Source organism: Pseudomonadota bacterium, assembly GCA_013285465.1.
GTDB lineage: Bacteria > Pseudomonadota > Alphaproteobacteria > Micavibrionales > CSBR16-224 > CSBR16-224.
The window spans coordinates 1561621-1581122 of record CP053449.1 but is presented as its reverse complement, the minus strand read 5'-3'; the positions used below and the strand labels follow the sequence as shown (position 1 = coordinate 1581122).

The window sequence follows — 19502 nt, the reverse complement described above, 5'->3', positions numbered from 1 at the left end:
AAAAAAATCAGCCGTCTGACAAGCAGACGGCTGACTGAGGGGAGATAACTTTATTTGCAACCGGCGCGTAAAAACCCGCATCCGGCGGGCATGAAAAGTTTTACTTTTCGCCTTCTGCGGCTTTTTTCGGTGCTTCGAAACCGCCAAAACGCTTTTTGAAGCGGGCAAGCTGTCCGCGCTCCAGAACACGTGCCGTACCACCCGTCCATGCCGGATGGGTCTTGGGGTCGATTTCCAGCTTCATAACGTCGCCTTCTTTGCCCCATGTGCTGCGTGTTTTAAATTCCGTGCCATCTGTCATCACAACGGTGATTTCATGGTAATCGGGATGAATGTCTGCTTTCATCGTTCTTTTCCTTTGGTTTGCATTCAATCAATAACTGCGACTTGTAACCCAAATTCTGCTCTTTCGCAAGTGTTTTTCTGCCTTTTCCGAAAAACGCCAAAAAAACGAAAGGAAGTTATGCTCAGTGTCTTGGGCCTGAAGTTTTCTTGCCTTTTTGCCAGTTTTTCAATGTATTTCTGCTGCGGGAGGCCGCGCCGGCCGCGCCAAGCGGTAAAGCAAGAAACAACAGCAATCCGAGCGCACCGCCAATCCCGCCGAATGTCATTGCTTGTTCGCTTGTCGTGAAGTCTTTTTCGATCGTGGTGTTGTTGATGGTGAAGGCATTATCCGATAGCGCCTGACTTTCGCGCAAGTCTTTGGCATCGGGGGTTCCGGTATAACCCAGTTCCTTGAAGGTGATGACCTCATTCTCGAAACGCTCTATCAGGCGCGCGGCATCGGCTTCCGAGAGTTTTGCATCGGTCTGGATGTCACGGGCATAGATACCGGCGAAATGTTTGAAACCGTCCCAGTCTTCTTTGGCCTGACGCAATTCATCATCCTCTTCATCATCGTCATCGCCGAAAAAGTTGAAAATTGCGGAAAATTCTTCTTCAAAGGAGCGGGAGACATTGGAGGTGCGTTCGTCTTCATTTAAGATATCGGCATATTCTTCCAGATAGTTCTGCCGTCCTTCGGCCAGCAGATTCAAAGCGTCAGTATATTGTTGGTTGATGTCCTGCTGATAGGCGTTGCCTTCATCATAATGGCCGATATTTTCCGCGACTTCCAATCCGCCGATTGCTCCCATGCCGGCAGCCCAGACGGCGATAAGCGGCAGAATACCTTTATTGCGTTTGACGATCTGTTCGGTCTTTAACGCCGCATCGGCGAATTTTTTACGAAACATCATGGACGCGCTTCCTTTTCTTCAAATGAAGCGGTGATATATACCATAATTTCTTTACAATGGCAAGTCGGGAAGGACTCAGGCGGCGACCAGCTGTTCGCGCGTGGCCGACAGGCGGATGCCGGGGGCGTTTTCCAAGGCGTGATCTAGATGCCAGGCATTTCGCGCCATGAAGACGGGGGCGCCGTCATGGTCATCGGCAATGCTGACCAGATTGTCGTCAATGAATTTTTTGACGGCTTTCGGATCATCCGCCTCGACCCAGCGGGCCGTGTACAGGCTGGTCGATTCAAATTTGACCGGAATATTATATTCAGTGCGGATGCGGTCGGCGAGGACGTCAAATTGCAGTGAGCCGACAACACCGACAATCCAGTGCGGATCCATGCGCGGTTTCAATACGCTGGCGGCACCTTCTTCGGCAAGTTGCTGCAGCGCCTTGCCCAGATGCTTGGCGCGCATCGGGTCTTCGGGCAGGATGCGTTTCAAAAGCTCCGGCGCGAAATTCGGGATGCCGGTGATGTGCAAATCTTCGCCTTCGGTCAGCGCATCGCCGATTCGCAGATTGCCGTGGTTCGGGATGCCGATAATATCGCCGGGGAAGGCTTCTTCCGCCACTTCGCGGTCCTGCGCCAGAAACAGCTGCGGATTGTGAATGGTCAGAATTTTGCCGCTACGCACATGTTTCAGCTTCATGCCGCGTTTGAAATGGCCGGAACACAGCCGCGCAAAGGCGATGCGGTCACGGTGTTTCGGATCCATATTGGCTTGAATTTTGAAGACAAAGGCGCTGACTTTTTTCTCGTCCGGGTCGATTTTGCGTTCCGCTGCGGGCTGCGGGCGCGGGACGGGGGCAAAGCGCTCCAACCCGTGCAGCAATTCGCGCACGCCGAAATTATTCAGGGCACTGCCGAAAAAGACGGGACTCATATGGCCTTCCAGATAGGCTTCCTGCGACAGCGGCGGGCATAACCCGCGCGCCATTTCGACGCCGTCACGCAGTTCTTTGACGGCATCTGCGGGCAGTTGTGCCTCCAGTTTCGGGTCATCAAGACCGGTGCATTTTTCACCTTCGGCGGGGCGGTCGCCTTTACTGCGGGATAGCAGAATCAGCTGGTCATCCAGCAAATCGTAACAGCCGAGGAAATTGCGTCCCATGCCGATCGGCCAGCTGGCCGGGCTGACATCCAGCGCCAGTTTCTGTTCGATTTCATCGAGCAGGTCAAAAGTATCGCGGCCTTCACGATCCATTTTATTGATAAAGGTGATGACGGGCATATCGCGCAACCGGCAGACTTCAAACAGTTTTAGGGTCTGCGCCTCGATACCTTTTGCGGCATCAATGACCATGATGGCGGAATCGACGGCGGTTAGCGTGCGATAGGTATCTTCGCTGAAATCCTCGTGGCCGGGCGTGTCCAGCAGATTGAAAATCATATCATGATAGCAGAAAGTCATAACGCTGGAGGCGACAGAGATACCGCGCTCCTGTTCAACCTTCATCCAGTCGGAACGGGCGCGGCGCGCATCACCGCGTGCTTTGACCGCACCGGCAAGCTGGATTGCGCCACCAAACAGCAGCAGTTTTTCCGTCAGCGTGGTTTTACCCGCATCGGGGTGCGAAATAATGGCAAAAGTCTTGCGTTTCATGGACAAAATGCGGCTTTCTTATTTTTTAAAGACTGCCGACAAGCGGCTGATGGGTGATTTGCGGCGGTTCGCCGGGTTGTTGCTGCGGCACAGCGGAGAGCGGTGCGGCCTGTGATAATCCGCGTCCCAGCAGATCGGCGTAAACACCCAGTGTTTCGCGGCACATTTTTTCATTCAGGAAATTTTCCGCGATATGTGCCATCGCTTGCGTGGCCAGAACGGCACGCTGTCGTGTGTCCAGCCCCATAACGGCATCCAGAGTCAGCGCCAGCGCTTCGACATCTCCCGGCGGAATCAGCCAGCCTGTTTCGCCGCTGCGAACGCTTTCCTGAAAACCGCCGTGATCGGTTGCGATGACAGGACGCCCCATGGCTTGCGCTTCGATCGGCACGCGTCCGAAACCTTCGGGCTGCGTTGTCGGGCAGACGATGGCGCTGGACAGCATATAGGCGGCGGGCATGTCGTCACATTGGTCAACGATGCGCACGCGGCTTTGCAGATTCTTTGCTTCGATCAGTTCTTCGAGTTCGGTACGGAAACGGCCTTTGCGGTCCTTGCCGACGAAGACGCAGAAGAAATCCTGATGTTTCATCTGTGCCAGTGCCTCGATACATTCGCGGTGGCCTTTGCCTTCGGTCAGGCGCGAGGGCAGTAGAATAACCGGTGCTTCATCCGGCAGACGCCAGTTTTTGGAAATCTTGATCAACCGGTCGGGGGTGACGGAATTGGGATGGAATTTTTCCAGTGAGACGCCGCGATGAATAACGGTAATATTGGCACGGGGAATTTTATATTCCTCCACCAGATAATCAGCCAGAAAATGCGAGACGGTAATCACGCGCTCGCCTTTGGCGATGGCGCTGTTGTAAAAACGTTTGAAACCGTTTTCAACGCGGTGCGCCGCATGGCAGCTGGTGACGTAACGGATGCCGCATTCGCGTGCGGCTTTGCGGGCGCTCCATGCCGGGGCGCGGCTGGCCGCATGTACCAGATCGACCTGATAATCGCGGATGATTTTTTTCAGGCGCTCGGTATTGCGCAGCATCACGAAAGGATTTTTGCTGTTGACCGGACATTGGATATGCGTGCCGCCCGCGCGGGTGATTTCATGCGCCCGCCGCCCGCCTGCGGAGACGACAATGGAAATCCCGCCCGCTGCAATAATCGCCGCATTCATATCAATAACGCCTTGTTCCACGCCGCCGCCGTCCAGCGCCGGAATGATCTGCATAATCACAGGAGGTCTGATGCCGCCGGAAAAGCTGACATTGGCACCGGGATTCTGACCTTGTTCATGGATGCGCAACATGGTGTTTCTCAAACATCCCGCTTTTTAAAGGCGGGTCTTTCCTTTAAGCGATATTTTGTTCAATCCAGCTTTTGCAGGCGTCTTTGCTCATCGCGCCGCGTGTTTCGGCAATGATTTCGCCGTCCTTAAACAGGATCAGAGTCGGAATCGCGCGGACACCGTATTTGGTCGGCGATTCCGGGCTTTCCTCAATATTCACCTTGGTGATTTTGACCTTGCCGCCCATATCGCCGGCCAGTGCGTCCAGCGCCGCGCCCATGACTTTACAGGGACCGCACCATTCCGCCCAGAAATCGACCAATACCGGCCCTTCCGCTTTTAAAACTTCCGCTTCAAATTCCTGATCCGTAATCGGGTGTACAGACATCTTGTTTCTCCTCCGTCTTTTATTTCTGATTTTTACGGCTTCAATGAAGCTAATATAAGGCCATTCGCGGCTTTTCGGCAAGGGATTCTCGTCTTTTTTGTTGCGGAGTGCATCATTTTTCGCTAAATATACAGCCGACCGCTTGAACAAGGCTTTGTTTGGACGCTACGGAAAAGGTCCAGTTGTGGAGCCGAAGCGGTTGTTAAGCATATGCGCATGGTGCGAATATGCGACAACAGCAACTATTAAAACCAAGGAGGAATCCAAAATGAAATTCCGTCCATTACACGACCGCGTATTGTTACGCCGCCTGGATAGCGAAGAAAAAACATCCGGTGGCATTATCATTCCCGAAACAGCCAAAGAAAAACCGATGCAGGGCGAAGTCGTCGCTGTCGGTTCCGGCTCACGCGATGAAAGCGGCAAACTTGTACCGCTGGATGTCAAAGCAGGGGATGCCGTTCTTTTCTCCAAATGGTCCGGTACGGAAGTCACCATTGACGGTGTCGAGTATCTGGTCGTGAAGGAAAGCGACATCATGGGTATTGTTGAAGGCCAAAAAAAAGCTAAAAAAGCAGCTTAATCAGGCCATATACCATATAAGATGAAACCAATATATTAAGGAGTCTAAAGAACATGACTGCAAAAGATGTAAAATTCAGTGCGGAAGCACGTCAGAAAATGCTGAAAGGCGTTGATATTCTTGCCAATGCGGTAAAAGTCACGCTGGGCCCGAAAGGCCGTAACGTCGTTATCGAAAAAAGCTTCGGTGCGCCGCGCATTACGAAAGACGGTGTTTCCGTTGCAAAAGAAATCCAACTGGCTGACAAGCTGGAAAACATGGGCGCACAAATGGTGCGTGAAGTTGCCAGCAAAACAAACGACATCGCCGGTGACGGTACGACAACGGCAACCATTCTGGCACAGGCGATTTTCCGCGAAGGCGTAAAATCCGTAGCTGCCGGCATGAACCCGATGGATCTGAAACGCGGTATTGACCTTGCTGTGACCAGCATCGTGAAAGACCTTCAGGCACGCGCCAAGAAAGTCTCCAAAAACGACGAGATCGCACAAGTCGGTACGATTTCCGCAAATGGTGATATCGAAATCGGCGGCATGATTGCAAAAGCGATGGAAAAAGTCGGCAATGAAGGCGTTATCACGGTTGAGGAAGCCAAATCTCTGGCAACCGAGCTGGACATCGTTGAAGGCATGCAGTTTGACCGCGGTTATCTGTCGCCTTACTTCGTGACCAACAGCGAGAAAATGGTTTGCGAACTGGAAAACCCGTATATCCTGTTCCATGAAAGCAAGCTGTCCAATCTGCAATCCATGCTGCCGATTCTGGAAGCTGTCGTTCAAAGCGGACGTCCGCTGCTGATCGTTGCGGAAGATGTTGAAGGCGAAGCGCTGGCAACACTGGTTGTCAACAAGCTGCGCGGCGGGTTGAAAGTTGCTGCTGTGAAAGCTCCGGGCTTCGGCGATCGCCGCAAAGCGATGCTGGAAGATATGGCGATTCTGACCAAAGGTCAGATCGTTTCCGAAGATCTGGGCATCAAGCTGGAAACCGTTACGCTGAACATGCTGGGTTCCGCCAAGAAAGTCCGCATCACGAAAGACGAAACCACGATCATTGACGGTGCCGGTAAAAACACCGACATCAAAGCGCGCGTTGCGCAAATCCGTCAGCAGATCGAAGACACGTCTTCCGATTACGACCGTGAAAAACTGCAAGAGCGTCTGGCCAAATTGTCCGGCGGTGTTGCCGTTATCCGTGTCGGCGGTGCAACGGAAGTTGAAGTGAAAGAGCGCAAAGACCGCGTTGACGATGCTATGCACGCAACCCGTGCGGCTGTCGAAGAAGGTATTGTTGCAGGTGGCGGAACAGCTCTGCTTTATGCAACACGCACGCTCGACAAAGTGAAGCCGGGGAATGCCGATCAGGCCGTTGGTGTACAGATTGTTCGCCGCGCTCTGGAAGCACCGGTTCGCCAGATTGCTGAAAACGCGGGCGTTGAAGGCTCGATCGTTGTCGGCAAGCTGTTCGACCAGAAAAGCCTCGACTTCGGCTTTAACGCACAAACAGGTGAGTTTGTTGACCTCGTGAAAACGGGTATCATCGATCCTGTAAAAGTTATTCGCACGACGCTGCAAAACGCTGCTTCTGTTGCCGGTCTGTTGATCACAACCGAAGCGACCGTTTCCGAAATTCCTCAGAAAGAGGACAATCATGCACATATGCCTGATATGGGCGGCATGGGCGGAATGGGCGGCATGGGCATGATGTAATCAGCCCGGCGTCAAACGCTAGAATAAACGGAAAGGCCGCAGTTTACTTGCGGCCTTTCTTCTTTGCGGGTTTATGACTGCAAATAAGGCAGGAAGGTAAGAATGCCGATGACGCAGGCGGCAGCAGCGCAAACCAGCACGGCACCTGCCGCAATATCTTTGGCCCGTTTGACGGAGTTGTGAAATTCCGGCGAGATAACATCGCAGAGATATTCAAAGGCGGTGTTCATCAATTCCGCAAACCAGACAAGGGCAATGCAGACGGTTAGCCAGCGCCAATCCGCAGGGCTGATCTTGAAAGCGGCTCCGGCAGCCAGCACAAGGACTGTAGATATCAAATGAAGGCGGGCGTTATGCTGCGTTTTCAGACAAAAGAAAATACCCTGAAAGGCAAAGGAAAAGCTTTGCAAAAAAGCGACATGGACGGGACGGGCGCTTTGTTTAGATTTCTTCATCGGTCTCCGTCTTCTCAAGACACCATTCCAGCGCATTGTTTTGCGGTTGATAGCCTGTCAACCGGCGGAAGGCGGCCAGCACGGTGGCAAAAATTCCGGCAATAAAAGCGCAACAGGCCATGTTTTATTCCTTTCCTGTTTCATGCGGCAGGGCGTAGTTCCAGCTCAATCCTGCCGTTCAAGGTCAGTTGTATCATCGCATCTCCGTCTTTATTGGCAAGAATTTTTTCTTCCGTGCCGCCGCGACACAGATAGGCTTTGCCGGGATTTAGACCGGAAACCGTGATTGTTTGCTGTCCGGCTTTACCGCCGGGAAAAAGAACGGCTTCCAGGTTTTCGCTATCGGAATGTGCACCCGCAACCAGAATATTGGGATAGGCGGCTTGACTGATATACGGGGAAACTCCTGTCGCTTTCTGTGTTGCGATCAGACCGCGCAAGCTGTTTTTGCGGGTACTGCGTGCTAAAAATTCCGTTGCATGTGCCCAGACGGATGCTGCGGGGCGGTAGAAACGTACAGCATTTTTTGCCGGCGGGCATTCCTGCTCCAGCGCTTCAAAACAAAGTGCAGCTACGTGGCTGTCACCCAGTTCCTGCGCGGCAAGTGCTGTAGCGCTGTAGGCGGCGGCGCGGGAAAATCTGTAATTGCCAGTATCAATACGCCAGAAATTTGTGTGTTTTAAGCGGGTTCCGTCAGTGATATCCTGCCGCAGGCGCAGCCATTGCCGTTGTGCAATATCGGGCAGGCTGGCGTTCAGGAAAAAACAGGGTAGCGCCTGCGCCATGACGCCGCCGATAGCGGGCAGAGCGAAACCCGTATAGCGCGATCTACAGGGCACAAGCCGTCCGCGCAGATCAATGAATTCATTTTCCAGCATGGTACGGAAATTCTCTTCACGCTTTGTCCATAGGGCAGGTGCCTGCGCTTTGAGAGCCGCGGCACCGATACTGTTACATAACGGGTAAATCCAGTTGGGCTCACAAGCAATCAGATGAAAGGGGGAAGCGGCGGCTTCTTTATCCAATGCGGAAATCAGGGCGTCAAGATCATAGGGGAGCGTATCGCCGCTCGGATAAGTTAGCGCAAAGCTGCCTTTTTCCGTGAAATCAATCCGTCTGGTCGCGGCGTGATATAGCACCATCTGTGTCGCGCCAAATCCTGTAAACATGATATTTTCTCGTGCGACAGGGTCGGTATTGTTCTGCAGATTGCCCCACAAATTTTCTAACGCCCAATATTTCCAGACGCGGTGATCCGTCAGTTTTTCAATCAGGCGCTGCTGTGCCTGATGCATATAACCGGAAAAGGCGGGCAGGTAAGTCGCTTGCGCCATTGATAGGGCATAGCCGGTGAAATTTATCTGATAGCGGACCGCGGCGGTTTGAAACTGATCCAGCCATTCAAAGCCGTTGAAGTCATGGACGGGTTGCAGGGCACGGTCAAGAAGAAAGCGCATTTGCTCTGCGCCGCGGGCATCAAGAGCAGGACAGGCGGGCGAGGACGGTGCGGCAAAGATACGGTCAAGTGCGGCTGTTGTGAGCATGCCGAGATAGGCATTCTGCCTGCGCCGTGCCCGTAATCCGTACAGCCATAAAATAACGGCATAGAGTAATCCGCTGCCGTAAAGGATGGCGGCACAATACAGCGTGGCAGGCAGAGCGGAGTCGTGCAGATGCCCGTGCCTCATACCGGCGGCTGCCAGCGCGGTGAACAGCCAGAATACAGGCGGTGCAAGGACGTTGCCAGTCGCAAACCAGATAAACAGAGAAAACACAAAACCCGCCAGACTGAAAACGGCCAAACCGCAATGCAGAATCCCCTGCAGGGAAGAAAAATCAGCATGAGCCAGAAATCCGCCGCCGGGAAAAATCATACCCAGACCGAAGATCTGCGCGGCGGTATAGCGACTGAAAAATGCCAGCGCAAATCCGGTCAGTACCAGTGCGGCATAAAGGCTTAGAAAACGGGCGATATGTCTGAAAGTCACAGAGCCGCAGGGCAAGGATTTTGCGGGGTAAAGCGGCACGGGCGGAATGTTGCCGTCCGCCACAGATGGGGGCATGACAGGAGACATGCACGGGTTATAACGTCTTGACCGTCATGCGTCAATGCGGCAAGACTGTGTCATACGAATTTGAGATTATCGAAGGGAGGCGACCGTTGCGTGGATATCGGGCGCAAAGGCCAGAACGAGCAGGGCTGCGAGCGTGACAGAAATACAAATGACCCGATCCATAAGCAATGCCTCCTGTTTTATGTTTTGCCTTAAGGCAAGATTAGCATGATAATCGTTAAGAAAGATTTACCGGCGCAGCTCTTGTAAGAGAGTGCGGGTTGTTGTGGAAAGATGGGGATTTGAAACATGAAAAAACGTAAAATACTGACGACGGAAGAACGGCAGAGCAAACGCTATGAATCGGCTTATGAGCGCCGGAAACTGGCGGAAAAACTAATGTGGGGGTTGTTTGTTCTGCTGGCAGTAGTCAGTTTCTGGCTTGTGAAAGCACCTGAGCCGGTGCTGGATTTTTTGAAGGAACAGAAGATGCCGCCAACGCCTGTGCTGGTGCATTATCTGGTGATTTTTCTGGCGCTGGTCTTGTGTTTTCCGCCGCTGCACCGTGATTTTCTGCAAAAAACCTTCACGCCTATCACGGATGGTATGATACGGGTCGGCATCGCCTATCTGATCGTTGGCGGGTTGGTGGTTTATTACTATAAATTTGCGTGAGCTTCTAAAGCGTCAGGCATTGCGCTTTGTGGCGCAGCCAGTGATCGGCAAGCGTGATGGCCATCATCGCCTCGACAACCGGTGCGCCGCGAATGCCGACACAAGGGTCGTGGCGGCCTTTGGTGACAATCTCGGTTTCCTTGCCGTCTGTGGTGATGGTTTTGCGCGGCTGCGGCAGCGAGCTGGTCGGTTTAAAGGCCACACGCATCACAATATCCTGCCCGGTGGAAATCCCGCCGAGAACGCCGCCGGCATTATTGGATAAAAACAGCGGCTGCCCGTCTTTACCGATACGGATTTCATCAACATTCTTCTCGCCCGGTGTGGCGACACAATCAAAGCCGAGGCCGATTTCAACGCCTTTGACGGCATGGATACCCATCATTGCCTTGGCAAGATCGGCATCAAGCTTGTCGTATGAGGGGGCACCGAGCCCTGCCGGAACACCTTGCGCCACAACCTCGACAAGTGCGCCTGCGCTGGAGGCGTTTTTACGGGTCTGGTCAAGGAAGCCTTCCCATGTGGCGACAATCTCCTTATCCGGTGTAAAAAACGGATTATTGTGGATTTCGTCCCAGTTCCAGTTTTTGCGGTTGATCTCATGCGGGCCGATCTGGATAACAGCAGCACGGATTGTAATTTCCTGTTTCAGCTCATGTGCCAGAATTTTGCGGGCAATCGCGCCTGCGGCGACACGCATGGCAGTCTCCCGCGCAGAGCTTCGCCCGCCGCCGCGATAATCACGGATGCCGTATTTTTTATCATAGGTGAAATCGGCATGGCCGGGGCGGTATTTATCCTTGATGTCGCTGTAATCTTTCGAGCGGGTATCGGTATTGTCAATCATCAGGCTGATCGGGGCACCGGTTGTTTTGCCGTCGAAAATACCGGAGAGGATTTTGACGGTATCGGCCTCCTGCCGTTGGGTGGTATGACGCGACTGGCCGGGGCGGCGTTTGTCCAGAAAAGGCTGGATATCGCTTTCGGAAAGCGTGATCAGCGGCGGAACGCCTTCAACAACACAGCCGATGGCACTGCCGTGGCTTTCGCCCCATGTGGTAAAACGGAAAATCGTTCCAAAGCTGTTGCCTGCCATTGCCGCGCCCGTCTTTCATCTCTTGTTTTTGACCGAAAAAATGCCCCGGCTTTTGATGTCCGGGGCATCTTTATCCTTGGTTGTCATTTTTTCACCGATTGGCGGAAATGACAAGCCTCACTTGCCGCTGCTTAGCAGCCGCAGCCTTTTTTCGGGGCGCAAGTTTTCGGCTTGCAGCAGGATTTGTCTTTTTTCGGCGCTTCGGCTTTTTTGTCATTTGCCGGATTTTTCGGGCATTTGCCGGCTGCCGGGCATTTCGTGTTTTCGAAAATATGTTTCAGGATTTTTTTACCGTGACCATGTTTCATTTTGTGGGCTCCTGTCTTTGTGGGTTACATTTTTGTGCGTATCGGGCCGCTCCTGTGAGTCGGCAGTCATTTGATGCGCGTGATGAAAGGCTATGAGATTTATATGCGCGAGACAAGGAAAACTTTTGCGAAAATTGCAGAAAACAACACCATATGGGAAATTTCTTGCGTTTTTACTCTTTTCAGCATTTCACAGATGGGTATATTAGATGCCTGTCATTGATAAAAAACATATTCAAAACGTTTGAAAAAACGAAAGGTATTGATACGATGTCCGCACAAACCAGCACAGCAGAGAAAATCATGGAAAAAGACACAGGCGCTTCTTACCCTTGGGAAAAGAGTTATCCGCAACATGCAGACTGGCATATGCCGCTGGATATTAAACCGCTTCACACTCTGATGGATCAGGCGGTGGAAAAATATGCCGATTGCACGGCGATTGATTTTCTGGGCAAGACTTACAGCTATGCCGAAATCGGACATATGGTGAATGAGGTTGCCTACAGCCTGCAGCAAATGGGTATCGGAAAAGGTAAACAAGTCGGTTTGTTTCTGCCGAACTCACCTTATTATCCGGTATTTTATTTCGGCATTCTGAAGGCAGGCGGTACGGTTGTGAATTACAATCCGCTTTACGCCGCGCGTGAGCTGGAAAACCAGATCGAAGACAGCGACACCGATATCATGGTGACGATGGATTTCAAGATGATGATCGAAAAAATGCAGCATGTGATGAAATCGACGCGTTTGAAAAAAGTGATTGTCTGTTCGATGGCGGCGGCATTGCCATTCCCGAAAAACCTGCTGTTTCCGTTGTTGAAAGGCAAAGATCTTGCCAAAATCCCGCAGGATGAAAGCTTTGTGCGTTTTGAAACGCTACGCGGTCATGGCAAACAGCCCGAAACAATCGAGATTGATTCGGAGAAAGATATTGCCGTGCTGCAATATACCGGCGGTACGACCGGTGTTCCGAAAGGCGCGATGCTGACGCATAAAAATCTCTATGTGAATACGCAGCAGACGGCGGCATGGATCATTGACAGTGTTGAGCCCGGCAACAGCAGCCAATTGGCGGTGCTGCCGTTTTTCCATGTCTTTGCCATGACGGTCATTATGAATGTGTCGACATGGTATGGCATGAAAATCATCATGATGCCGAAATTTGACGTCGAAGAAGTGATGGGGGTTATCAATAAGAAAAAGCCGACCTATTTCCCGGCCGTCCCGGCGATTTATAACGCAATCGGCAATCACCCGAAAGTCGATGATTACGACTTCTCCTCCATCAAATTCTGTTTGTCAGGCGGTGCGCCTTTGCCGGAGGATGTGCGCAATCTGTTTGAATCAAAGGTTAAGAACAAATGCATCAGTGAAGGTTATGGCTTGACGGAATGTTCGCCCGTGGCGACGTGCAACCCTGTCGGCAATAACCGCGCCGGTGCCGTCGGTCTGCCGTTGCCGGGGACACTGATTGAAATTATTGACCGCGATGACGGCATGACGGCACTGCCTGTCGGTGAAAAGGGCGAGGTCTGCATCAGCGGTCCGCAGGTGATGCCCGGTTATTACAAAGCTGCGGATGCGTCGGTGGAAACCGTACGTAACGGTCGTCTGCATACGGGCGATGTCGGCTATCTGGATGAGGACGGCTATCTGTTTCTGGTAGACCGTATCAAAGATCTGATCCTTGTGCGCGGCTATAACGTTTATCCGCGCCATGTGGAGGAAGCAATTTATCTGCATGAAGCCGTGGAGGAATGCATCGTCGCCGGTGTTGCCGATGATAAACGCGGCGAAACCGTATGGGCTTGGGTGAAGCCAAAAAGCGGTAAAGTTGTGACGGCGGAAGAAATTTTGGCTTTTCTGGAAGACAAATTGTCACCAATCGAAATTCCGCGCAAAATTATCGTGCGGGATGAGCCTTTGCCGAAAACAGCTGTCGGCAAGCTTTCCCGCAAAGATTTGCTCGTTCAGGAAGGGCTGACAAAATCGTAATCGGCTGTTTTTGTCGGTTTTGAAATTTCGGCTATAGACTTGTGTGGTGATTTTGCTATCATCAGTAAGGTTTGTTAATGCTTTTCGGTACATAATATCTTATGGAACAACAAAAACAAAATGCCGCAAGCCCCGCGGGCTCTGCTCAAACACCTGCCGCTGCCCCGGCTGGCGGTGGGATGCTGAACGTCAAATCAAAAGGCGTTCAGGGTGCATCGGCGCGTGGCGGGCAGGCGAAAGCCGCTCCGGCGCAAAGTGCGCAAAACACAAGCCAGCAAGGGCTTGAAATCGTTCTGGCGCGTAGTGCGCATTATCAGGCAGGCTTCAAGAATATGCTGCGCGTCGTTGTTTTTGAATCTCTGGCTATTCTGGGACTTGTTGCCGCACTGATTATTTACATGAATGTGTCGAAGCCGCATGATATTTATTTTGCCACCACGCATGATGGCCGTCAGATTCCGCTGGTGCCGTTGAACCAGCCCAATATGCAGACGCCGGCTCTGTTGTCATGGGCTGCGCAGGCTGCATCCGAGATTATGACTTTCGGTTTTAACGATTATCAGCAGCGCTTCCAGAAATCCTCACGTCACTTTACACCGGAGGGTTGGGAGAAATTCCTGGGCGCTATGAGACGTTCGCGTATTATCGAGAGTGTCGAGGGGACGCAGCAGATTGTGACGGCTGTGCCGCGGAGCGCACCTATTTTAACCGGTGAGGGGCTCTTTAACGGCCGTTATCGCTGGCTTGTTCAGTTAAGTTTGTTGGTGACGTATCAATCAGGTCAGGACAAAAAAACCACGACGATGACCGTATATCTGACGATTGAGCGGGTTTCTACGGTGGATAGTCCAAATGGGCTTGGTATCTCTCAATGGATTGGTCTATAATTTATACAGAGTATGTGACAACGGGGAACCGTTTTCGGGAAGAAGCGAGGCAAGAGGATAGAAATGACGCTGTTTAAAAAGACTTTTACCCTAGCGCTGGGGCTGACATGTTTTATGGCTTTAAGCGGGGGCGGAACGGTTCAGGCGCAACAGTTTCCCTGGCAAAATGCGCAGGAAGATAGTGCGCCGGGTTTTCAGGAAGACTCTGTGTCGCCGTCTCCTTTGGCCTCTCCTTTAGGTGGCGCGCCTGCCATGCAGCAGGGGGCTCCCAGTCCGCTTGGTGCAGGTGGAGCTTTGCCCGGTAGCGGTCGTCCCGCAATGAACTTCAATCCGCCGTCTCCTGAAGAAATCCAGCGCCAGATGGAAGAGGAAGCGTCCCAGCAAAAGGAAAAACTGCGGGAACTGGCCTTTGATTCGGCTTTGGAATCTTTGATGCCGCTGACCCCTGAGGAAATCCGCACGATGCTGGATGCCTTTAAAATCAACCGCGAGGCGGCAGAACAGCCGGTGACAGTTCCCGAGCCGAAAACATATGTCGGTAATGTCTCTCTTGATCCGAGTGCCGAACCGCTTGTGATCCAGATGTCTCCCGGTTATGTGACAACCGTCTCGGTCGTTGATATGACCGGAGCGCCCTGGCCGATCCAGGATGTTAGCTGGGCCGGTGAATTTGAAATTATTTCACCGGAAAAAGGCGGGCATATCTTCCGCATCACCCCGATGACAGCGCATGGCCGCGGTAATATTTCCATTCGTCTGGCAGAGTTGCGTACACCGATTACTTTGACGCTGAATACGCAGCTGGACGTTGTTCATTACCGCTTCGAGGCGCGCATGCCGCGCACGGGGCCGCTGGCGGAAATACCGATTGTAGAGAAGGGCGGTATTGAAACCGTTGCCTCTGCTGAGGAGCTTGTGCAGTTTATGGATGGCTATGTTCCCGGTACTGCGGAAGCGCTGAATGTGGAAGGCACGGACGGGCGTACACGCGCATGGTTGACGGAAGACGGACGAATGATTCTTCGTACGCCTCTGCTTCTGCTGTCCCCCAGCTGGGAAAGCAGCATTGCATCCGGTGACGGTACACGCATTTACAGCATGAAAGAGACACCGATTGTCCTCTTGTCTGAAAAAGGACAGATGGTACAGGCACATTTAAGCACGGGAGCGATGTCAAATGAGTAGCGATAACATGGATTTGGATCTCGAGGACGAGTTTGCTGACGACGTATCGGCGAGTAAGCCCACTTTGAAAGATATGTGGGATAACAACCCGTTCCTGAAAATCGGGGCTGTTGTCGTAGGTATCATTATTGTCGGTTTCGTCTATATGACCGTTTTTGGTAGTAGCGGCAGTGATAAGCCTGAAGACGATTCCATCCTGCGTGCAAACGCAACGGCACAAGGAACCGTCGGTGAAGAAACGTCGGAGGAGTACCGAAAAGCCGTTGAAGATACCAACGTTAAACGCGCTGAAATCGCTAAGAAAATTGGCGGAAGTGCCTTGCCGACACCAATCGGGCAGGTTCAGGGGCAGCTGGATGTGAGCCGTAACGAAGAAGAGGAAAATGTCGGAACGGATCCGCTTCAGGAATGGCGCCGTACTGCTGAAGCGCGCCGCTTTGAGATTGATTTTAGTGAAGATCCGACAGCGGCACCGGCACCGGTTCCGGAGATTACGCCGATTATCGAGCCTATCCGCCCGCAAACCGAGGTGGTGCAGGATCCTGAACTCGTTAGCCGGCTCGTGCAGCAAATGCAAATGATTATTGCCTCCAAAGCGCCGCAATCAGCCGAGCATAAAAAGGTAACATCTATGCCTGAACCTTATGTTCTTGTTCTGAAGGATCGCGAAGCGGTTGAGCAGGGCAGATCTCCGGCAATGAGCCCCAACGGAACTTTCGAGACTGCGGGTATGGGCTCTATGGATAGTGCTGCGGCTGCTGCAGCGGATGATCAGGTGTCTGACGACCCTGTTATCACCGCTATGGGGCAGGTGATTTATGCACAGCTCCTGAACGAGTTGAACTCGGATGTGCCGACACCTGTTCTGGCGCATGTATTGCAGGGGCCTCTGAAAGGCGGCCGTGCATTGGGTGAGTTCACGGTAGAGGACGAGTATCTGGTGATTACCTTCAACTATATTGTGAAGGATGATATTACCTATGATATTGATGCAATTGCGCTTGACCCTGAAACGACACTGGGCGGTATGAAGTCGCATGTGGATAAACATTACTGGACGCGTGTCGTTCTGCCTGCTGCATCGAAATTCATTGCCGGTTTCTCTGATGCGGCAACACAGACGCAGACAACTGCGGTTGCCGATGGCGGTGGCGGGGCGATTCAGTCTCAGGAAGATTTGGATACGCGTGAAGAGCTGATGTCCGGTGTTAAGGAAGCTGCAGACGGCATTGTGGAAATTCTGGATGAGGGCGTTGACCGTCCGCTGACGGTTCACCTGCACCAAGGAACGCCGATGGGACTGTTGCTGCTTGAGTCGATCCGAGAGTCAAACGCGAATAGGTAAGCTTAATAAAACGAAAGAGTATTGTGATGACGATTTCGGATGAAAAAGAAGAAATGTTTGACGATTGGGAAGATGAAGGTTTCCCATCGGATGATACAGATGTCGGAGGTTTTCCTGAAGAAGATGACGGTGGATTTGAAGAAGCCTCTGCGCAGCAGAAACCTGCTAAGAAAAAAGGCGGCGGTGGTATTCTTCTGTTTCTCCTGATTTTGCTGGGCGGTGCCGGTGGTGGATTCTATTACCTGACCACACCTGCCGGTGCGCCTTATCGCGACTATCTTCCCGAAGCTGTACGAGGTTTTTTGCCCGCAGCGGAGGCACCGAAACCAAAAATCGCCGGCACGCCGAAAGACCAGCATGTTGCTGATGTTTTGGATGGCGATGTGGATACAGGCGGAACACAGAATGCTGCAGATGATATTGATCCTCTCGGTTTTCAGGCACCGCCAATGCCGTCGTTGTCAGATGCGGAAGATACGGCTGCTGCCGATGATGCGACGGCTGATAGTGAAGACACGGAAAGTTTTGCCACATTTGATGGCGCAGAAGAAGATGATTCTGCTGTGGATGCAATTGAAACAGCTGATGCCGGCACAGCGGCATGGGGAAGCGAGACGCCTTCTGAAGATAGTGCAACAGCGCTTTCTTTTGATAGCGCCGATGATAACGAGACGGCGGCTGTTGATGAAAATCCTGCACCTCTGGCAACAAATGCGGCGGATGAGAAACACGAGACGTCTGGCAGCCTGACCGAAGACACGGGAAAAACACCGGAAAATACCGCTTCGTCATTAGATGTCGCGACAAATCAGATGCCTGCGGTTAAAACCGAACAACTGATTGATCTGGAAGACCGCATGGCGGTACTGGAAAATGCGGTGCACGGTCTGGAAAAAACAGTCGTGACCAAGAAAGATATGGCCGGTTTGAAAAGCAATGTGTCGTCTTTGCAGGCGGATATCAAAGCCCTGCGCAGCGAGTTGAAAAAGACGGCATCTGTTGCACGTAATGCAGCATCTGCACCGAAAGCGGCGGTTTCTTCTTCTGCAACAGCGGCGACGACAAGTCCTGTTAAAGCTGTAAAAGCAGCGCCGAAACGCGAATGGGTTATGGTTTCGGCACAGCCTGGAACGGCATGGATTTCTGAAAAAGGCAGTTCCAGCAAGCGAGAGGTGTCCGTTGGTGATACGGTTCCGGGATTGGGGCGTATTACTTCAATTGCGCCGAGTGCTGGAACAGGCCTCTGGATTGTTAAAGGCACGCAGGGCGTGTTACAACAGTAAATTTTCAGAACAAAACAGATGTAAAAGGGGCTGTTACAGCCCCTTTTTTTTATATGTTGTTAAATATTAGCGGGAAAGGCGTTGGCGCCAGCTATTTGCCGCGGCGGCTTTTGTCTTGTGGGCATTGTCATTATCGCTTGTTTGCGTCAGTTTCGGTGTGCCGTCGGGCCTGCTTTTCTCTTCCGGCCAGAGATCATAGGTTTCCACCATTTCTTTTACGGTGTTGACCATTGCATTGATGATATCCTGGCCACTGATATTGTCCGGCATAATATTGCGGCCATCCGGCAATTCGGCCAGTTTGGAGAGTGTGGAATGGCTGAAATGGATTGTTTGCGGTTTGCGCAATTCTTCATATAGAGCCCGGAAAGCAGTTTCATCAGAGATTTTATGATCTGTTTTTTCGTCTGTGGTCAGTTCATTCACATAGAGGCGTTTCAGGTAGCTGGCACGCCAGCCGTCATTGAGAACATCACCAATCAGCAGATGGCGCATCATATCCTGCGCGGCCATGGTTTTTGCCTCTTCCCGCGGTTTATCATCATATTTTTTCAGGAATGTTTTATACCAATCGAAATTGACGCGGTCATCTGCCGTCAGGCGGTAACGGCTGACGCTTTCCTGCGGGGATTCGTCAATTTCGTACAATACCATTGTGCCAACGGTTTTTGCAGCAGCCTCCATAATCATCAGACGCAGCAGGTGATCGCCTGTGCCCGCATTACCGGGAACAAAGCGTGCGGCCTGGGCATTTTCGCGCTGGTAAAAATGAAAAAATTCGTGCCCTGTCGTTTCCGCACCGCTATGGGTGGAACTGGTAATCATGTTGAGGCTGTAGCCCATATGGGGCGGATCCTGCATATCCAGAAAAGCGTTCGCATGAATTTCTTGGGCGATATCGTCCAGATAGCAGGTCTTTAAATCTGCAGCATCGGCATAATCGTAAAGCTGTTTACCAAGCGGGGAGGACTGCACAGCATTGAATATTTTTGTCAGATCGCTGTTAAAGACATTCATTAGCGGGTTTTCGGCAAGACCGGCAGCTTCGCCGACAGTAACGCAGACTTCGTCAAAATTACTCTGATCAATCCGGGCTTCCATCTCCAGCGTTTTTTCACCGAGATAATACAACCCGCCGCCGGCAGCACCGAAGGTGATGCCGAGCCCGATTAGGGTTTTCCCCTTCCATCCCATGCCTTTGCGCTTTTTTGGCGGCTGTTTGGTGTTTTTCATCTTTGTCCTGTCGTCAATCTTCTTGTGTGCATAGTATACACATATTTTACATATAGGGCAATCTTAATCAGCTATGCATGGCTGACGGCTCTCTTATAGCTGAGACGTTGTGGTTTTTCCATGGGAAGAGCGT

At 52.1% G+C, this 19502-nt stretch carries 18 protein-coding genes; 8 read left to right on the top strand and 10 right to left on the bottom strand.

Going from position 1 to position 19502, the window contains the following annotated elements:
* Nucleotides 1-100: 100 nt before the first annotated feature.
* From rpmE to trxA, 5 genes are all read right to left on the bottom strand, one after another.
* A complete protein-coding gene (gene rpmE, locus HND56_07785) occupies nucleotides 101-346 on the bottom strand; it encodes a 50S ribosomal protein L31 (GenBank protein QKK05592.1) in 246 nt (81 codons plus the stop codon).
* 121 nt (nucleotides 347-467) lie between these two features.
* Nucleotides 468-1238 carry a hypothetical protein gene (locus tag HND56_07780; GenBank protein ID QKK05591.1) on the bottom strand — a complete coding sequence of 257 codons (771 nt, stop codon included), beginning with the start codon at nucleotides 1236-1238 and terminating at the stop codon, nucleotides 468-470.
* A gap of 75 nt (nucleotides 1239-1313) precedes the next feature.
* Nucleotides 1314-2885, bottom strand: a complete 1572-nt coding sequence (locus HND56_07775; protein QKK05590.1) for a peptide chain release factor 3 — start codon at nucleotides 2883-2885, stop codon at nucleotides 1314-1316.
* A 25-nt stretch (nucleotides 2886-2910) separates the two neighbouring features.
* Entirely contained in the window at nucleotides 2911-4194 is a 1284-nt protein-coding gene (locus HND56_07770) for a glycosyltransferase family 4 protein (GenBank protein QKK05589.1), read from the bottom strand.
* 43 nt (nucleotides 4195-4237) lie between these two features.
* A complete protein-coding gene (gene trxA, locus HND56_07765) occupies nucleotides 4238-4561 on the bottom strand; it encodes a thioredoxin (GenBank protein QKK05588.1) in 324 nt (107 codons plus the stop codon).
* Nucleotides 4562-4829: 268 nt separating this feature from the next.
* On the opposite strand from trxA, the gene groES reads away from it, so the two are divergent.
* Together groES and groL are read left to right on the top strand one after the other, a co-directional pair.
* Complete coding sequence (gene groES / locus HND56_07760; GenBank protein ID QKK05587.1) at nucleotides 4830-5144, top strand: co-chaperone GroES; 315 nt, start codon at nucleotides 4830-4832, stop codon at nucleotides 5142-5144.
* Between the two features lie 53 nt (nucleotides 5145-5197).
* Entirely contained in the window at nucleotides 5198-6850 is a 1653-nt protein-coding gene (groL, locus tag HND56_07755; GenBank protein QKK05586.1) for a chaperonin GroEL, read from the top strand.
* Between the two features lie 71 nt (nucleotides 6851-6921).
* Here groL and HND56_07750 read toward each other — a convergent pair whose 3' ends face one another.
* The gene (locus HND56_07750) at nucleotides 6922-7305 is read right to left on the bottom strand and encodes a diacylglycerol kinase family protein (GenBank protein ID QKK05585.1); all 384 of its coding nucleotides are present in this window, start codon (nucleotides 7303-7305) and stop codon (nucleotides 6922-6924) included.
* Nucleotides 7306-7445: 140 nt separating this feature from the next.
* A complete protein-coding gene (locus HND56_07745; protein QKK05584.1) occupies nucleotides 7446-9380 on the bottom strand; it encodes a hypothetical protein in 1935 nt (644 codons plus the stop codon).
* A gap of 288 nt (nucleotides 9381-9668) precedes the next feature.
* Between HND56_07745 and HND56_07740 the strand changes: the two genes are divergently transcribed.
* Complete coding sequence (locus HND56_07740) at nucleotides 9669-10034, top strand: hypothetical protein (GenBank protein ID QKK05583.1); 366 nt, start codon at nucleotides 9669-9671, stop codon at nucleotides 10032-10034.
* Between the two features lie 4 nt (nucleotides 10035-10038).
* Here HND56_07740 and aroC read toward each other — a convergent pair whose 3' ends face one another.
* Entirely contained in the window at nucleotides 10039-11130 is a 1092-nt protein-coding gene (gene aroC, locus HND56_07735) for a chorismate synthase (GenBank protein QKK05582.1), read from the bottom strand.
* Nucleotides 11131-11261: 131 nt separating this feature from the next.
* The gene (locus HND56_07730; GenBank protein ID QKK05581.1) at nucleotides 11262-11438 is read right to left on the bottom strand and encodes a hypothetical protein; all 177 of its coding nucleotides are present in this window, start codon (nucleotides 11436-11438) and stop codon (nucleotides 11262-11264) included.
* Nucleotides 11439-11741: 303 nt separating this feature from the next.
* Between HND56_07730 and HND56_07725 the strand changes: the two genes are divergently transcribed.
* The 5 genes from HND56_07725 (at nucleotide 11742) to HND56_07705 (ending at nucleotide 18136) form a co-directional block, all read left to right on the top strand.
* Nucleotides 11742-13436 (top strand): long-chain fatty acid--CoA ligase, encoded by a 1695-nt coding sequence (locus HND56_07725; GenBank protein QKK06594.1) that lies wholly within the window; start codon nucleotides 11742-11744, stop codon nucleotides 13434-13436.
* Between the two features lie 101 nt (nucleotides 13437-13537).
* On the top strand, nucleotides 13538-14323 hold the full coding sequence (locus HND56_07720) for a type IVB secretion system apparatus protein IcmL/DotI (GenBank protein ID QKK05580.1): 786 nt from the start codon (nucleotides 13538-13540) through the stop codon (nucleotides 14321-14323).
* A 63-nt stretch (nucleotides 14324-14386) separates the two neighbouring features.
* Nucleotides 14387-15508, top strand: coding sequence for a type IV secretion protein DotH (locus tag HND56_07715; GenBank protein ID QKK05579.1), 1122 nt, complete (start codon nucleotides 14387-14389; stop codon nucleotides 15506-15508).
* Nucleotides 15501-16853, top strand: a complete 1353-nt coding sequence (locus tag HND56_07710; protein QKK05578.1) for a hypothetical protein — start codon at nucleotides 15501-15503, stop codon at nucleotides 16851-16853. The genes HND56_07715 and HND56_07710 overlap by 8 nt, the downstream gene beginning before the upstream one ends.
* A gap of 26 nt (nucleotides 16854-16879) precedes the next feature.
* Nucleotides 16880-18136 (top strand): hypothetical protein, encoded by a 1257-nt coding sequence (locus HND56_07705; protein ID QKK05577.1) that lies wholly within the window; start codon nucleotides 16880-16882, stop codon nucleotides 18134-18136.
* Nucleotides 18137-18202: 66 nt separating this feature from the next.
* Here HND56_07705 and HND56_07700 read toward each other — a convergent pair whose 3' ends face one another.
* Nucleotides 18203-19369: a hypothetical protein gene (locus HND56_07700; GenBank protein QKK05576.1), complete on the bottom strand. Its 1167-nt coding sequence runs from the start codon at nucleotides 19367-19369 to the stop codon at nucleotides 18203-18205.
* Nucleotides 19370-19502 lie beyond the last annotated feature (133 nt).

Coding starts and splice junctions, on each gene's coding strand:
- HND56_07750 (QKK05585.1), bottom strand. CDS start 7,305: ATGAAGAAATCTAAACAAAGCGCCCGTCCCGTCCATGTCGCTTTTTTG.
- HND56_07730 (QKK05581.1), bottom strand. CDS start 11,438: ATGAAACATGGTCACGGTAAAAAAATCCTGAAACATATTTTCGAAAAC.
- rpmE (QKK05592.1), bottom strand. CDS start 346: ATGAAAGCAGACATTCATCCCGATTACCATGAAATCACCGTTGTGATG.
- aroC (QKK05582.1), bottom strand. CDS start 11,130: ATGGCAGGCAACAGCTTTGGAACGATTTTCCGTTTTACCACATGGGGC.
- groES (QKK05587.1), top strand. CDS start 4,830: ATGAAATTCCGTCCATTACACGACCGCGTATTGTTACGCCGCCTGGAT.
- HND56_07745 (QKK05584.1), bottom strand. CDS start 9,380: ATGTCTCCTGTCATGCCCCCATCTGTGGCGGACGGCAACATTCCGCCC.
- HND56_07725 (QKK06594.1), top strand. CDS start 11,742: ATGGAAAAAGACACAGGCGCTTCTTACCCTTGGGAAAAGAGTTATCCG.
- HND56_07780 (QKK05591.1), bottom strand. CDS start 1,238: ATGATGTTTCGTAAAAAATTCGCCGATGCGGCGTTAAAGACCGAACAG.
- HND56_07720 (QKK05580.1), top strand. CDS start 13,538: ATGGAACAACAAAAACAAAATGCCGCAAGCCCCGCGGGCTCTGCTCAA.
- HND56_07770 (QKK05589.1), bottom strand. CDS start 4,194: ATGTTGCGCATCCATGAACAAGGTCAGAATCCCGGTGCCAATGTCAGC.
- HND56_07740 (QKK05583.1), top strand. CDS start 9,669: ATGAAAAAACGTAAAATACTGACGACGGAAGAACGGCAGAGCAAACGC.
- trxA (QKK05588.1), bottom strand. CDS start 4,561: ATGTCTGTACACCCGATTACGGATCAGGAATTTGAAGCGGAAGTTTTA.
- HND56_07700 (QKK05576.1), bottom strand. CDS start 19,369: ATGAAAAACACCAAACAGCCGCCAAAAAAGCGCAAAGGCATGGGATGG.
- HND56_07705 (QKK05577.1), top strand. CDS start 16,880: ATGACGATTTCGGATGAAAAAGAAGAAATGTTTGACGATTGGGAAGAT.
- groL (QKK05586.1), top strand. CDS start 5,198: ATGACTGCAAAAGATGTAAAATTCAGTGCGGAAGCACGTCAGAAAATG.
- HND56_07775 (QKK05590.1), bottom strand. CDS start 2,885: ATGAAACGCAAGACTTTTGCCATTATTTCGCACCCCGATGCGGGTAAA.
- HND56_07715 (QKK05579.1), top strand. CDS start 14,387: ATGACGCTGTTTAAAAAGACTTTTACCCTAGCGCTGGGGCTGACATGT.
- HND56_07710 (QKK05578.1), top strand. CDS start 15,501: ATGAGTAGCGATAACATGGATTTGGATCTCGAGGACGAGTTTGCTGAC.